General features: G+C 69.2%; 12 protein-coding genes. 8 read left to right on the forward strand and 4 right to left on the reverse strand.

Going from position 1 to position 14,165, the window contains the following annotated elements; translation table 11 throughout:
- Window positions 1–5: 5 nt before the first annotated feature.
- Complete coding sequence (locus ACYVO6_RS48965; protein ID WP_461073442.1) at window positions 6–272, forward strand: hypothetical protein; 267 nt, start codon at window positions 6–8, stop codon at window positions 270–272.
- On the opposite strand, the gene ACYVO6_RS48970 is transcribed toward ACYVO6_RS48965, so the two are convergent.
- Window positions 273–2,447 carry a SpoIIE family protein phosphatase gene (locus tag ACYVO6_RS48970; RefSeq protein ID WP_461073444.1) on the reverse strand — a complete coding sequence of 725 codons (2,175 nt, stop codon included), beginning with the start codon at window positions 2,445–2,447 and terminating at the stop codon, window positions 273–275.
- A gap of 244 nt (window positions 2,448–2,691) precedes the next feature.
- Between ACYVO6_RS48970 and aspS the strand changes: the two genes are divergently transcribed.
- Together aspS and ACYVO6_RS48980 are read left to right on the forward strand one after the other, a co-directional pair.
- Window positions 2,692–4,449, forward strand: a complete 1,758-nt coding sequence (gene aspS / locus ACYVO6_RS48975) for an aspartate--tRNA ligase (protein WP_461073446.1) — start codon at window positions 2,692–2,694, stop codon at window positions 4,447–4,449.
- Between the two features lie 250 nt (window positions 4,450–4,699).
- Entirely contained in the window at window positions 4,700–5,677 is a 978-nt protein-coding gene (locus tag ACYVO6_RS48980; RefSeq protein ID WP_461073448.1) for an intradiol ring-cleavage dioxygenase, read from the forward strand.
- 89 nt (window positions 5,678–5,766) lie between these two features.
- Here ACYVO6_RS48980 and ACYVO6_RS48985 read toward each other — a convergent pair whose 3' ends face one another.
- The gene (locus tag ACYVO6_RS48985; RefSeq protein ID WP_461073450.1) at window positions 5,767–6,519 is read right to left on the reverse strand and encodes a phosphotransferase; all 753 of its coding nucleotides are present in this window, start codon (window positions 6,517–6,519) and stop codon (window positions 5,767–5,769) included.
- A 231-nt stretch (window positions 6,520–6,750) separates the two neighbouring features.
- On the opposite strand from ACYVO6_RS48985, the gene ACYVO6_RS48990 reads away from it, so the two are divergent.
- The 5 genes from ACYVO6_RS48990 to ACYVO6_RS49010 all read left to right on the forward strand — a co-directional run bounded on the left by ACYVO6_RS48990 (window position 6,751) and on the right by ACYVO6_RS49010 (window position 12,422).
- Window positions 6,751–7,359: a DUF4956 domain-containing protein gene (locus ACYVO6_RS48990; RefSeq protein ID WP_461073452.1), complete on the forward strand. Its 609-nt coding sequence runs from the start codon at window positions 6,751–6,753 to the stop codon at window positions 7,357–7,359.
- On the forward strand, window positions 7,356–8,138 hold the full coding sequence (locus ACYVO6_RS48995; RefSeq protein ID WP_461073454.1) for a polyphosphate polymerase domain-containing protein: 783 nt from the start codon (window positions 7,356–7,358) through the stop codon (window positions 8,136–8,138). Before ACYVO6_RS48990 ends, ACYVO6_RS48995 begins: the two co-directional genes overlap by 4 nt.
- Entirely contained in the window at window positions 8,135–9,970 is a 1,836-nt protein-coding gene (locus tag ACYVO6_RS49000; RefSeq protein WP_461073456.1) for a carbohydrate-binding domain-containing protein, read from the forward strand. Before ACYVO6_RS48995 ends, ACYVO6_RS49000 begins: the two co-directional genes overlap by 4 nt.
- Window positions 9,971–10,159: 189 nt before the next feature.
- On the forward strand, window positions 10,160–11,488 hold the full coding sequence (locus tag ACYVO6_RS49005; protein ID WP_461073458.1) for a pectate lyase family protein: 1,329 nt from the start codon (window positions 10,160–10,162) through the stop codon (window positions 11,486–11,488).
- A 223-nt stretch (window positions 11,489–11,711) separates the two neighbouring features.
- Window positions 11,712–12,422: a class E sortase gene (locus ACYVO6_RS49010; protein WP_461073460.1), complete on the forward strand. Its 711-nt coding sequence runs from the start codon at window positions 11,712–11,714 to the stop codon at window positions 12,420–12,422.
- A gap of 61 nt (window positions 12,423–12,483) precedes the next feature.
- On the opposite strand, the gene ACYVO6_RS49015 is transcribed toward ACYVO6_RS49010, so the two are convergent.
- Entirely contained in the window at window positions 12,484–12,831 is a 348-nt protein-coding gene (locus ACYVO6_RS49015; protein WP_461073591.1) for a hypothetical protein, read from the reverse strand.
- Between the two features lie 322 nt (window positions 12,832–13,153).
- Window positions 13,154–14,038: an RpnC/YadD family protein gene (locus ACYVO6_RS49020; RefSeq protein ID WP_461073462.1), complete on the reverse strand. Its 885-nt coding sequence runs from the start codon at window positions 14,036–14,038 to the stop codon at window positions 13,154–13,156.
- Window positions 14,039–14,165 lie beyond the last annotated feature (127 nt).

Here is a 14,165-nt window from a genome sequence, read left to right on the forward strand (position 1 = left end):
GGGGCATGGCGCAGGAGAATCCGGAGTTCCACTTGGTGTTCCACCCCGTCGTCGGGGAGCCGCTGGCCGTCAGGAGCCGTGACTTCGAGTCGCTGGAGTCGGCGGTGGACAGCGTGACCCTGGCGCTGGAGCAGGGGCACACCCTGCGCTTCGAGCAGAACGGCCGTGACGGCGTCGACAGTGGGACCGTGCTGGTCAACTGTTCCAACGTCGTCGCGGTCAAGGTGCGGCCGGTGTCGGCGACAGGCGCCGACGACGGCCAGTACCTGTGATCACGTGCCGGTGATCGTCTCGGGATCCCCGGCGCCGTCCGGCTCGTACAGCTCGAACCAGATGCTCTTGCCCTCGCCCCGCGGGTCCACTCCCCACGCGTCCGAGAGCAGCTCCATGAGCATCAAACCCCGCCCGGAGGACGCCAGTTCTCCGGGCTGACGCTTGTGCGGCAGGGCGTCGCTGCAGTCGGTGACCTCGACCCGGATCCGGCGGGAGCCCGCTTCGCCCGTCATCTCGGCGACGAGCAGCGCGTCGGCATCCGTGTGCACGAGTACGTTCGTGACCATCTCCGAGGCCAGCAGCACCGCCGAGTCGACCTGGTCCTCGGAGGCCCAGTCGTGCAGCAGCTCTCTCAGTTGCTGGCGGGTGCCCGCGACCCGCTCGGGCTCGTCCTGTGCGACGGTCAGTACGGTGCGGCGTACGGACGTCGGTGTTGCCAGCTGGTCGCCGCAGCCGCAGCCCTCACCCTGCCGGCACAGCAGCAGGACGGCGATGTCGTCCTCGCGGCGGTCCACCAGGGGCCCGGTCGTGTGGTGCGAGGAGGGTCCGTGCACGGCCTGGACCAGTGCGTCGGCCAGCGCCTCCAAGTCGCTCTTCTCGCCGTCATGGCTCTCCAGGATCTTGCGGATCCTGAGCCAGCCGGTGTCGAGGTCGTGCCCGCCGGTTTCGATGAGCCCGTCCGTGCAGATCAGCATGGTCTCGCCGGGTTCCAGGGCGAGCCGGGTCGTCGGATAGTCCGCGTCCGGGTCGATGCCGAGCGGCAGCCCGCCCGCGGTCGGCCGGGTCAGCACCGTCCCGTCGGCCATCCGGATCGCCGGGTCAGGGTGCCCGGCGCGGGCGATGTCCAGTACGCCGGTCGCGGGGTCGACCTCCACGTACAGGCAGGTCGCGAAGCGCAGGTCGGCGGCCTCCTCGTCGGACGTCATCCCGTACAGGAACCGCGAGGCGCGCGACAGTACGGCGTCCGGTCGGTGCCCTTCGGAGGCGTACGCCCTGAGCGCGATCCGCAGCTGGCCCATCAACCCGGCGGCGCGTACGTCATGGCCCTGGACGTCGCCGATGACGAGGGCGAATCTGCCTCCCCCGGGCTTGGCCGGGGAGGTCCCTCCGGGGAGCGGGATCATGTCGTACCAGTCGCCCCCGACCTGGAGGCCGCCGCCGGTGGGCACGTACCGTGCGGCCATGCTCATGCCCGGGATCTGTGGCCCCAGGTTGGGCAGCATCGAGCGCTGGAGGCCGTCGGTCAGCTCGCGCTCGGACTCGGCGGCACCGGCGCGCGAGAGGGCCTGCGCGAGCATGCGGGCCACGGTCGTCAGGACGGAGCGTTCGTCGGGCGTGAAGGAGACGCGGTAGGTGAAGGCCGCCATCCACGCGCCGATCGTGCGGCCGGCGACGACGAGCGGCAGAAATGCCCACGACTGCCGGCCGAAACCCTGGGCGAGCGGCCACCAGGCGGGGAAGCGTTTCCGGTAGTCCTTCGGGGAGGAGAGATAGACGGCACGGCCGGTGCGTACGACCTCCGCGGCCGGATGGTCCGTGTCCACGGACATCGCGGAGGACGGTCCCTCGTCGTCGGACTGGTGCCCGTGGTGGCCGATGAGCGTCAGCCGGTCGCCCTGCGTGCCGTAGACGGCCAGGCCGTCCGGTGAGAAGCCGGGCATCGACAGGCCGGCCGCGACCCGCAGCACCTCCTCCGTGGACCGGGCCTCTGCCAGTGCGCGCCCGGCGTCCAGCAGGAACGCCTCGCGGGAGCGGCGCCAGTCGCCGGTGACAGGCGTGCGGGCGGCGGCGCCCGGCGGTGGCTCCGAGACCTCCTGAAGGGTGCCGACCAGCTGGTAGGAGCGCGATTCCTGGTCGTACGACGGCTTGGAGCGGCTGCGTACCGTACGCAGTACGCGCCCCTGACCGTCCATGACCCGCATCCGGAGTTCGGCGATGGTGCCCTCGGAGGCGGCGAGCTGGACGACCGGTTTGACCTCGTTCCAGTCGACCGGATGGAAGCGGGCGCGGGCGCCGGCCTCCGACAGTGTTATCGGCTCGGCGGGCAGTCCGAGCAGCCGTGCGGCCTCGGCATCCAGAGTGACCAGTTCGGCCGCGTTGTCCCAACGCCACAGGCCGGTCGCGAGGGCGGCCAGGACGTCCCCCACGGCGGGCAGGGGCTCACCAGTGCGCATTGGGACACTGTAGGAAGAGGTGATCGTGAATAGCCACTGAAGGTGAAAAGGCCATCCTTCAGGGCATCAGACCGTGACCGCCCCGTAATGGTCGTGACCGGCCCGTAATGGTGGGGAGGCGGGCTTTGGCTCCCCGGTACGCTTGGGTCTGTGTTTCACGTGAAACACAGACCGTGACAACACAGGCCGTGACATACAGGCCGTGACACACAGACCCCGATCCGCGAAGACTGGATGAACGACGATGCATCGGTACAGGTCCCACACCTGCGGCGAGCTCCGCGCCTCTGACGTCGGCAGTGACGTCCGGCTGAGCGGCTGGCTGCACAATCGGCGCGACCTGGGCGGCATCCTCTTCATCGATCTGCGCGATCACTACGGCATCACGCAGCTGGTCGCCCGCCCCGGCACGGCCGCGTACGAGGCGCTGGACAAGCTCTCCAAGGAGTCGACCGTCCGCGTCGACGGCAAGGTCGTCTCGCGCGGCGCCGAGAACATCAACCCGGACCTGCCGACCGGCGAGGTCGAGGTCGAGGTGAGCGAGGTCGAGCTGCTCGGCGCCGCCGCCCCGCTGCCCTTCACGATCAACACCGAGGACGGGGTGAACGAGGAGCGGCGCCTGGAGTACCGCTTCCTGGACCTGCGCCGCGAGCGCATGCACCGCAACATCATGCTGCGTACGGCGGTCATCGCCGCGATCCGCAACAAGATGACGGCCCTCGGCTTCAACGAGCTGGCGACCCCGATCCTCACCGCCACCTCCCCCGAGGGCGCCCGCGACTTCGTCGTCCCGTCCCGGCTGCACCCGGGCAGGTTCTACGCCCTTCCGCAGGCCCCGCAGCAGTTCAAGCAGCTGCTGATGATCTCCGGCTTCGACCGCTACTTCCAGATCGCGCCCTGTTTCCGCGACGAGGACGCGCGCGCGGACCGTTCGCCGGGCGAGTTCTACCAGCTCGACGTCGAGATGTCCTTTGTCGAGCAGGAGGACGTGTTCCAGCCGATCGAGCAGCTGATGACGGAGCTGTTCGAGGAGTTCGGGAACGGCCGCCATGTCACCTCCCCCTTCCCGCGGATCCCGTTCCGCGAGGCGATGCTGAAGTACGGCTCCGACAAGCCGGACCTGCGGGCCCAGCTGGAGCTGGCCGACATCACCGACATCTTCGAGGGCTCGGAGTTCAAGGCCTTCGCGGGCAAGCACGTACGGGCGCTGCCGGTGCCGGACGTTGCCTCGCAGCCCCGTAAGTTCTTCGACCAGCTCGGTGACTACGCCGTCTCGCAGGGCGCGAAGGGCTTGGCGTGGGTGCGGGTCGCCGAGGACGGCTCGCTGACCGGCCCGATCGCGAAGTTCCTGACGGAGGAGAACGTCGCGGAGCTGACCAAGCGGCTGTCTCTCGCCGCTGGTCACGCGGTGTTCTTCGGCGCGGGCGAGTTCGACGAGGTCTCGAAGATCATGGGCGCGGTGCGGGTGGAGGCCGCTCGTCGCGCGGGTCACTTCGAAGAGGACGTCTTCCGCTTCTGCTGGGTCGTGGACTTCCCGATGTTCGAGAAGGACGAGGAGACGGGGAAGATCGACTTCTCCCACAACCCCTTCTCCATGCCGCAGGGCGGAATGGAGGCCCTGGAGACGCAGGACCCCCTCGACATCCTGGCCTGGCAGTACGACATCGTCTGCAACGGCGTCGAGTTGTCCTCCGGCGCCATCCGGAACCACGAGCCGGACATCATGCTGAAGGCCTTCGGTATCGCGGGCTACGAGGCGGAGACCGTCGAGCGTGAGTTCGCGGGCATGCTCCGCGCTTTCCGCTTCGGCGCCCCTCCGCACGGCGGCATCGCGCCGGGCGTCGACCGGATCGTGATGCTCCTGGCCGACGAGCCCAACATCCGCGAGACGATCGCCTTCCCGCTCAACGGCAACGCCCAGGACCTGATGATGGGCGCGCCGACGGAGCTGGAGGAGGCGCGGCTGCGGGAACTGCACCTTTCGGTACGGAAGCCGAAGTAGCTCCGCTGGAGGTGCAGTGATTCGGCTGCGGGCCGGTGGGGGCTGGTCGCGCAGTTCCCCGCGCCCCTTAGAGGCCTGCGGCCTCCTTCGGGGCGCGTACTGCACCGGACTTCGCCAAGGCCGCTTAGTGGCCCGGAACCGACGTCGGTTCCGGGCCACTATCGCGCGTGCGGGCAACCTGTGAGAACCCCGTGGAATCCCACAGCCCGTACCCACATTGCTGACAGGCGCTGTCCCTAACGTCCTGCCCATGACTGGGACCGAGCCTCATAAGACTCAACAGCCAAAGCACAAACGGAACCTGACGCGACGCAAGGTCATCGTGGCGGGTGGCGCGGCCGTGGCCGCGGTGGGCGTCGGCGGCGGTATCGCCGCGACCGCGAACGCGGGCCAGACGACCGGCACGGGCAAGGGCGCCACCGCGAAGGCCGCCGGCAGTGCCGCGGAGGAGTGCTACAAGCTCACCTCCGAGACCACCGAGGGCCCGTACTACATCGACGCGGACAAGATCCGTCGCGATATCACCGAGGACAAGGAGGGCATCCCGATGACCCTCCGCATCAAGGTGATCGACTCCGAGAGCTGCGAGCCGATCCGGGACGCGGCCGTCGACATCTGGCACTGCGACGCGCTGGGCATCTACTCCGGCTACGAGGACGCCTCCACCGGTGGCGGTGGCGGCGGTACGCCGCCCAGCGGCACCCCCTCCGACGTCCCGTCCGGTACGCCGACGGGCTCCCCGCCGGAGGGCGGCGGCGGTGGCGTCCACGAGGAGCCCACCGACGACGAGCGCTATCTGCGCGGCACCTGGCGGACGGACAAGCAGGGTTTCGTCACCTTCAAGACGATCTTCCCGGGCTGGTACGTGGGCCGTTGCGTCCACATCCACACCAAGGTGCACGTCAACGGCGAGTGGACCGACGCCGGTTACGAGGGCGGCAACACCTGCCACACCGGTCAGTTCTTCTTCGACGAGGAGTCCGTGCTCGCCTCCGCCGAGGTCGAGCCGTATTCGACGTCGACGACGGAGCGCACGACGCTCGAAGAGGACGGGATCTACGACCAGAGCGGTACCACGGGCGGTCTGCTCAAGCTGAAGTACAAGACGGGCAACATCGCCAAGGGCGTCGTCGGCACCATCACGGTGGGCGTGGACCCGGAGGCGACGAACACGGGCACGGGCGACTCCGTCCAGCCGGGGGCTTCGGCGTCCGCTTCGGCGAGCTGATGCCGGCCTCCCCTCCGGCGAGCTGACGGACATACGGCCCACTCACCACGGGCCCGGAACCCTCCCCCTGGTTCCGGGCCCGTTCGAGCTCACGTAACGCTCCAAAGAAGCCGGTAGAACTCCGTCCGCTCCGGGTCGGGAGCGATGCCGTACGCGTCGAGCAGGGTGTCGTCCCAGCCCGGGCCGTAGTTCCACTCGGTGCTCCAGGTGGCGACGGCCAGGTCGGCCCACCGGTCGGCGAGGCCGAGGGCGCCCATGTCCACGTGGCCGGACCATGAGCCGTCCTCGTGCAGCAGGGTGTTCGGGGCGCAGGGGTCGCCGTGGCAGACGACGAGACGGTCGACCGGCGGCGGTTCGGGCAGGTCCGCGGGTGCCTTGATGCCTGCTCGCCGGGCACGTTCCAGACGGTGATCGACCGACCAGCTGAACGGGCAGTCGGCCACGGGCAGTTGGTCGTGCAGGGCCCGCAGCCCTGCCCCCAGGGCTCGTACGGCCGTGGCGGGATCCGCCTGCCACCGGGGACTGACGGCACTCTCGCCGGCCAGCTCATCCGTGACGAGCCAGGCTCCGTCCGCACCGGCTCCGTGCTCCCGGACACGAGGTACGGGCGTGAAGTCCCCGGCCCAGCGCAGCCGCTCCACCTCGGCGCCCAGGTCCAGGCCGGAGCCCGCCGGCGCCCACTTGGCGAACAGCCGCCCCTGACCGTGGTCGTCGCCGATCCGGAAGGTCAGCCCGCCCAACTGGTTCTGCCACACGGGCAGGAGCGGCCGGTCCCCGGCCAGCGCGGCGATCGGCGCGGGCACGCGCACGGCGGAGGAAGGCGGTCCGGCGTAGGAGGGCATGGGCGCATGATCTCCGCCTACGGCTCCGCGAGCGAGCGGTTTTCCGCTCCCGCCGGACGTACGCGTGCGCAACGCCCCGCCGGTAGGGCGTGGTTCACCTCACGTCCGCCTCGCGTACTTCTCAAGCCGCCTTAAGGCAACCCAAAGGAACTTCACAGTCGGCCCACCGATCGTCGTGTCCATGAGCGAACCCATCGCATACGACGAGAGACCCGGGAAGAGGCAACGGCCATGAAGCAGCTGGTACTTGTCGGGACAGACCTGGTTGCCATAGCCGTCCTCACCTTCGCCGTGTACTTCCCGCGACACCACCGCCGGGACCTGGTCACCGCCTTCCTCGGCGTGAACGTCGGGGTGCTCGCCGTGGCGATGACGCTCAGCTCCGCCTCGGTGGGGATCGGCCTGGGGATGGGGCTGTTCGGGGTTCTGTCGATCATCCGGCTGCGGTCGTACGAGATCGCGCAGCATGAGATCGCGTACTACTTCTCCGCGCTGGCCATCGGCCTGCTCGCCGGGCTGCCGGAGACGGTGAGCGTGCTGAACACCGCGCTGATGGCGCTCATCGTCCTCACCCTGTACGTCGGCGACCACCCCCGGCTGTTCCCGCGGCACCGGCAGCAGAGCCTGCGCCTGGACTCCGCGTACACCGATGAGGACGCCCTCCGCTCGCACCTCGAAGTGCTGCTCGGCGGGCGGGTGGTGAACCTGTCGGTGAAGGACCTCGATCTCGTCAACGACACGACCCGTGTCGAGGTCCGGTACGTCGTGTCCGGCGCCGGTGCGCGGCTTCCCGAGAAGATCGAGTCGCCTTCCGCTTCCGCGCAAGGGATTCGGTCATGACCGGCATCGATCCCGTCGTGGGGGCGATGCGGCCGATCGGGCTTGCCGAACTCGTCGAGCGGGCCGGGCTGCTCACCCGCCTGGACCGCAAGTACATGCTGCCCGTCGCCGATCTGCCGTTCGTGCTCGCCGGACTGGACGACGACGTCCAGGTACTCGAAATGGGCGGCGGACAGCGGCAGTTCGGATATCGGTCCGTCTACTTCGACACCCCCGAGATGGACGGATATCTGGCCGCCGCGCGCCGCCGCAGGCGACGGTTCAAGCTCCGCATCCGTACGTATCTCGATTCCGGTCAGCACTTCTTCGAGATCAAGACGCGCGGGCCGCGCGGCATAACCGTCAAGCAACGTATCCCGTACGAAGGGGACTTCCGGCGGCTCGGGGGCGAGGCGCGGGCGTACGCCGACACGGTGCTCGCCGAGGCCGGGATCAACTCCGGGGGTTTCCGGTTCGTCCCGACGCTCACCACGTTCTACCGGCGTACGACGCTGTTCTTCCCGGCCACCGGGAGCCGGCTCACCGTCGACACCGGGCTGACCTGGACCCTGCCCGACGGCACCGCCCTCAGGACCGATGACCGGGCCATCGTCGAGACCAAGTCGGGCCGGGCGGGCTCGGGCGCCGACCGGCTGCTCTGGTCGCTGGGGCACCGGCCGTGTCCCGTGTCGAAGTACGGCACCGGGCTCGCCGCCCTGCGCCCCGAACTCCCCGCCAACCGCTGGCTGCCCGTCCTGCGGCGCCACTTTCCCACCGCACTCCACGGGAGCCTCGTATGAGCAAGAAGACGCGCATGAGCACGAAGATGAGAACGGCACGGCTGTTTCGTACGAAGGCGGCGGGCGCCCTCGCCTCGATGGCGCTGGCCACGGCGGTGCTGGCCGGGTGCTCGTCCGGTGACAGCGACAGCTCCTCCTCCGGCTCGGGCTCAGGCTCGAGCTCGAGCGAGTCGTCGGGCGCCGCCGCGGACGGGACGCAGACCGCCGCCGCCGTCCTCGCCGACAACAAGGCGGACCATGCCGAGGACGGTGACACGGACTGGGAGGAATCCGAGGCCGTGGACATCGAGCTGGACGGCGACTCCGCCTCCGCCGAGGGGGACGGGGTCACGGTCGACGGGGCCACGGTGACCATCACCGCCGGCGGTACGTACCGGATCGGCGGGAACCTCAGCGACGGGCAGATCGTCGTCAACGCCCCTGACGCGACCGTGAAGCTGGTCCTCGACGGCGTCGACATCTCCAGCTCCTCCGGCGCGGCGATCGCCGCCACCGAGGCGGAGAAGGTCGTGGTCCTCCTGGCCAACGGCAGCGAGAACACGCTCGGCGACACCGACTCGTACGCCGAGGACGCCGAGGCCAACGCCGCCCTCTACAGCGCCGACGACCTCACCGTCGCGGGCGGCGGAACGCTCACCGTGCACGGCAACGGCAACGACGGGATCGCGAGCGCGGACGGCCTGGTCATCGCCTCCGGGACGGTCACGGTCGACGCCGTGGACGACGGAATCCGGGGCAAGGACTACCTCGTCATGAGCGGCGGCGAGGTCACCGTCACCGCGAAGGGCGACGGGCTCAAGGCCGACAACTCCGAGGAGGCGGACGCCGGTTACATCGCCGTCGACGGCGGCACGGTCACCGTGACCGCCGAGGGCGACGGTGTCGACGCGGCCTCCGATCTTGTGGTCACCGGCGGGAAGCTGGACGTCACGAGCGAGGCCGCCGACGACACCTCCGCGCACGGGCTGAAGTCGGGGGTCATCACCGTCCTCGAGGGCGGCACCGTCGACGTGGACTCGTCCGCCGACGCCGTCCACAGTGACGCGGCCGTGCACATCAGCGGCGCCGAGGTCACCGTCTCGGCCGGGGACGACGGCGTACACGCGGAGGGTGAACTGGTCGTCAGCAAGGGCGAGTTGAAGGTCACCGGGTCGACCGAGGGACTCGAGGGGAAGGACATCACGGTCAGCGGAGGCACGGCGACCGTCACGGCCGGCGACGACGGCATCAACGCGTCGGGCGGTACGACCACGTCGGACAGCGGCGGCGGGCAGGGCGGCCGCGGAGGCGGCGGTGGTGAGTCGGCGGGCGACTACACCGCGAAGGTCACCGGCGGCACCCTCGTCATCAACGCCGACGGCGACGGCTTCGACTCCAACGGCACCGCCGAGATCACCGGCGGCACGGTCGTCGTCAACGGCCCGGAACAGGGCGGCAACGGCGCCCTCGACGTCAACGGCAGCTTCACCATCAGCGGCGGCACCCTCCTCGCCGCCGGCAGCGCGGGCATGGCGGTCGCCCCCGACAGCGAGTCCGAGCAGGGCTGGGTCTCGGCCACGCTCGACTCGACGGTGGAGGCGGGCACGACCCTCCACGTCGTCGATGCGGACGGCGAGGTCGTGGCCTCGTACGTCACCTCGAAGTCGATCCAGAACATCGTGTACTCCGGAGACGGGATCGAGAGCGGTCAGGAGTACTCGGTCCACGCGGGCGGCGAGACCTCGGGCGCCAGTACGGGGGGCCTGGCGGACTCGGGCGAACTGGGCTCGGCGGAGGAGATCGCGACGGTGACGGCGGGCGAGGCTCCGGAGGGCGGCTTCGGCCGGCGGTGAGGCGAAAGGCGGGGGCACGCGTGTGAATGACCGTCAACCCCCGCCTGCCGTCCCCTACTTGCCCCTGCTTGGCGGCAACCTTTCCGTCGTCCGTGACCACAGAAGAGTCGGAAGCCCTTCACCGGGCCTCCACGGACCATGTGCACGTCCCGCATCGCGTGCACCCGAACCATCCGTAAGGACTCATTCGTGGCATCCCCCTCCCACCGCCGGTCCCTCGGCCGGAGACGTACCGCGCTGATCTCGGCCGCTGCCGTGGCGGCCGCCGGCCTCGGCGCCATCCCCTTTGTGATGAACGCGAACGCGACTCCCGTCGAGCTGGCCCGCCAGTCGCTGCCCGCCAAGGACGGCTGGGCGGCGAGCGGTTCCGGTACGACGGGCGGCTCGAAGGCCGACTCCGCGCACGTCTACCACGTCAGCACCCGCGCCCAGCTGGCGAAGGCGCTGGGCAAGGGCACCGACTCCACGCCGAAGATCATCAAGGTCAAGGGCACGATCGACGCGAACGGCGGCAGCAGCTGCGCCGACTACGCCGCCGGTACGGGTTACTCGCTCGCCTCCTACCTCAAGGCGTACGACCCGAAGACGTACGGCAAGAAGATGCCGTCCGGCACTCAGGAGAACGCCCGCGAGGCCGCCGAGGCGAAGCAGAAGAAGAACATCGTGCTCCGGGTGCCGTCGAACACCACGCTGGTGGGCGTCCCCGGCACCAATGCCGGGATCAAGGGCGGCAGTCTGCTGGTGCAGGATGTGAAGAACGTCATCATCCGCAATCTCACCTTCTCCGCCACCGAGGACTGCTTCCCGCAGTGGGACCCGACGGACGGCTCGTCGGGCGAGTGGAACTCGAACTACGACTCGGTGACCCTGCGCGGCGCGACAAACGTCTGGGCAGACCACAACACGTTCACCGACGCGCCGAACTTCGACAAGTCGCTGAAGACGTACTTCGGCCGTAAGTACCAGATCCACGACGGCGCCCTCGACATCACCAACGGCTCCGACCTGGTGACCGTCGAGCGCAACGTCTTCACCTGCCACGACAAGACGATGCTGATCGGCAGCAGCGACTCCGACACCAAGGGCAAGCTGCGCGTGACGATCCACCACAACGTCTGGAACGGCATCGTCCAGCGCGCCCCGCTGGCCCGTATCGGCCAGATCCACCTCTACAACAACCTCTACGACACGGGCACGCTGAACGGCTACCAGCCGAAGTACAGCATCGACTCCCGCGCCAAGGCCCAGGTCGTCGCGGAGCACAACGCCTGGAAGCTGCCGTCCGGCGCCAAGGTCGCCAAGCTGCTGAGTGGCGACGGGACCGGCTCGATCGCCGGCACCGGCAACCTCGTCAACGGCAAGACGACCGATATCGTCGCCGCGTACAACGCCGCGTCGTCGAAGAAGATCAAGCCGACGGTGAACTGGAAGCCGACGCTGACCGCGGGCCTTCAGACCTCGGCGAAGAGCCTGCCGGCGGAGCTGCTGAAGACGACGGGCGCGGGGGTTCTTCACTGACCTCGCGCTGATCGCCCCTGCGGGGGCACCGGTTGCGAAAAGCGTGAGCACTCTCCTGGAGAGTGCTCACGCTTCGCTCGTTCGAGCACCTGAAGGGCATGCCCCCGCCGAGTGTTCACGCTTTTCACGTTGGCCTTCTGCGGCGGGGCCGTGAGCGGGGAACGCCTGGTCCGTTCTGGGCGTTGTTCTCTGTGTTGAGTCCCGGCTACCGGTCCCGAGTGCTATGTCCCGTTCCCGAGGTTTTTCCGTCGCGCTCTCGGGCGCTGTCATCGTCGTGCTCGTCGGCTGCTCCACCGGCGGCGCGGACACGGGCGCCGATGCGCGTGCCCCGAGCCCGCCGTCCACCACGAGCGAGCCGGCGACCACCTCCGCCGAGCCCTCACGGGACACTCCCTCCGCGACGCCGACTCCTCGCAAGACCAGCACCCGCGGCCAGACCGCGTCGCTCACCATCCCGGAAATCGGCCTCAAGGACCTGCGCGTCGTCCCCTACGAGGGCACGACCGATGACTGGCCGGGGACAAGGATCCAGAACGAGGGCGTTGCCGCCAGCCCGTACGGCAGCCGCGGCGGCGTCGGCCCCGGCGAGATCGGGAACTACCTCGTCACAGCCCATCGCCTCTCCGCCGGTGGCCCTCTGCGCGAGCTTCCGTCTCTCGACGAGGGCGACTCGGTGACCGTCACATCGGGCGGGACGGTCTACGAGTACGAGATCACCGACACCAGAAGCACGTCCTTCCGCTCCGAGCGCTCCCTGGCCGAACAACGGGCCGCCGTCCCGGGCCACCCGGGCCGCCAGCCCACCGAGGCCATGATCACCATCTCCACCTGCGCGACCCCCGAGGACAACGCGGCCGGAAACTTCTGGCGCGACGACAAGGGCAACCCCGAACACCGCATAGACAAGATCGGCGTGCTGACTTCGGCGGAGTAGGAGGGGGAAGCAGCGGTGCGGGCGGCTTCCTCCGCGCCGAAGGCGTACTCCCACTTCCAGCTCACTCGCGCACTGCCTTCATGGCCTCGTCCAGAACGGCGCTCAGCTCCCGCAGGGCTTCCTGTGCGACGACGGGATCGTCGTGCTCCAGGTTGCTCTTCGCACGAGCATGACGGGCGGACAGCTCGGGACGGCGGGCGATCTCGACGTCCCTGGCCCAGGCGAGTACCCAGCTCCGTACAGGACTGAGGGACTGCCACTCGACGGCCTTGGCGAAGGCTTCGTCCTTCGTGTTCTGCATCTCCTCCAGACGGCCGGGGGCGACGACGGCGAGGGCGGCGCGCAAGGCATCAGGAGTCTGCTCGGGACAGGGGATCAACTCATGTCCGTGATCGGCCTGGGTGCTCATGGTGTCCTCCAGAGGGTGCCCCGGCCAGAGTATCCGGGCAGGGGCACGGCAGAGCTGGTCCGCGAGCGGAGCGGGGCCCGGGTCCCGGCCGCCTTCTGCGTACTCGCGTGTCGCTGCGAGGAAGACGGCTCGATGCTCGGCCTCGATCTCCGCTTCCTCCCGTTCCTCGACGCCTAGCTCGGCGAGAAGACGAGCGGTCTTCTCGGCAACTGCTGGGTCGCCCCTCAGGAGCGCGCGCCTGCGCTCCTGCCAGCCCTCGCCGTTCATCGCGGCACCTCCAGGCGTCCGTGTACCGGGCCGGCTTTTCACCGGGATCCGTGAGCTACTCGGCTGTGAAGATGTCCTCAGCCGTCGGGGCGATGACGGCCCGCCGGAGCCATTGGCGCAGGGTGTCGGGGGCGTCACAGCTGGTGATGCGCTCGCGGACTGCTTCGGGGACGTCGATGCCGCGCACCTCAAAGACGTCCAGGATGTCCTCGGCCTGGCCCTGGGCTCGGCCCTGCTTCCGGCCTTCGTCGCGGGCTTCTTCGAAGATGGGCGACTTGTAGAAAGAAAGGTCCACGGCCACTAGTTTCCTCCAAAGTGCTGCGGCGGGCAGCTTGCCCAGGCCCTGAAAGATGATTTCGATGACGGGGTTCTTGACGGCGTCCGGAGTGTCCTGCAGAACGGCCGTCACTGCTTTGAGTATGGCTTCGATGTCCGGGTTCTTGCCGTGGGTGATTGCCGAGAGTGTGGCGAGGGCGAGGTCTTTGTGGACCTCGTCAGGGTCGGTGATCACCGGCATGTTGTGCGGGCCCGCGACGAGCGGGCGCAGGGTGAGCAGGGGCCATTGGGGAGGCCCGAAGGTGACCGGGCGGGCTGCCCACTCGGCGGTCGCCCGGTCCTGGCAGACGACCAGCAGCATTGGCTGCAGCCGGTATTTCGTGAGCAGGTACGAGGCGTAGTACGCCCAGCTCGCGGGCTTGTGCGGGTCCTTCTTGCCCTGGGCCTCGACGGCGAGGAGAAGCGGCTCCTCGTCCTCCGTCTCCAGTCGCAGCAACGTGTCGACGCGGCGTTCCAGCGGGCGGGTCTCGGTGAGGTCGGTCGGCAGGATGGTGACCGAGGTGGGAGGGGCGAAGCGGACGCCGAGCACCTCGGACACCCCGGAGAAGAGGCCCGGGTGGTCTTGGAAGATGCGGTGCATCGCCTCGTGGGGCGAGCTGACCATGAGGGTTCCCTGTGGGAGGGGGCGGACGGAAAGTTGATGGAAGCTGCTTTTGGCACATGCCCTTGGCAAGTGCTGTCGCGAGCGTAAGGCAGCAACACGCCCCAGATGGAGCCCAGTTGGTGATATT

The organism is Streptomyces pseudoechinosporeus, assembly GCF_054783935.1.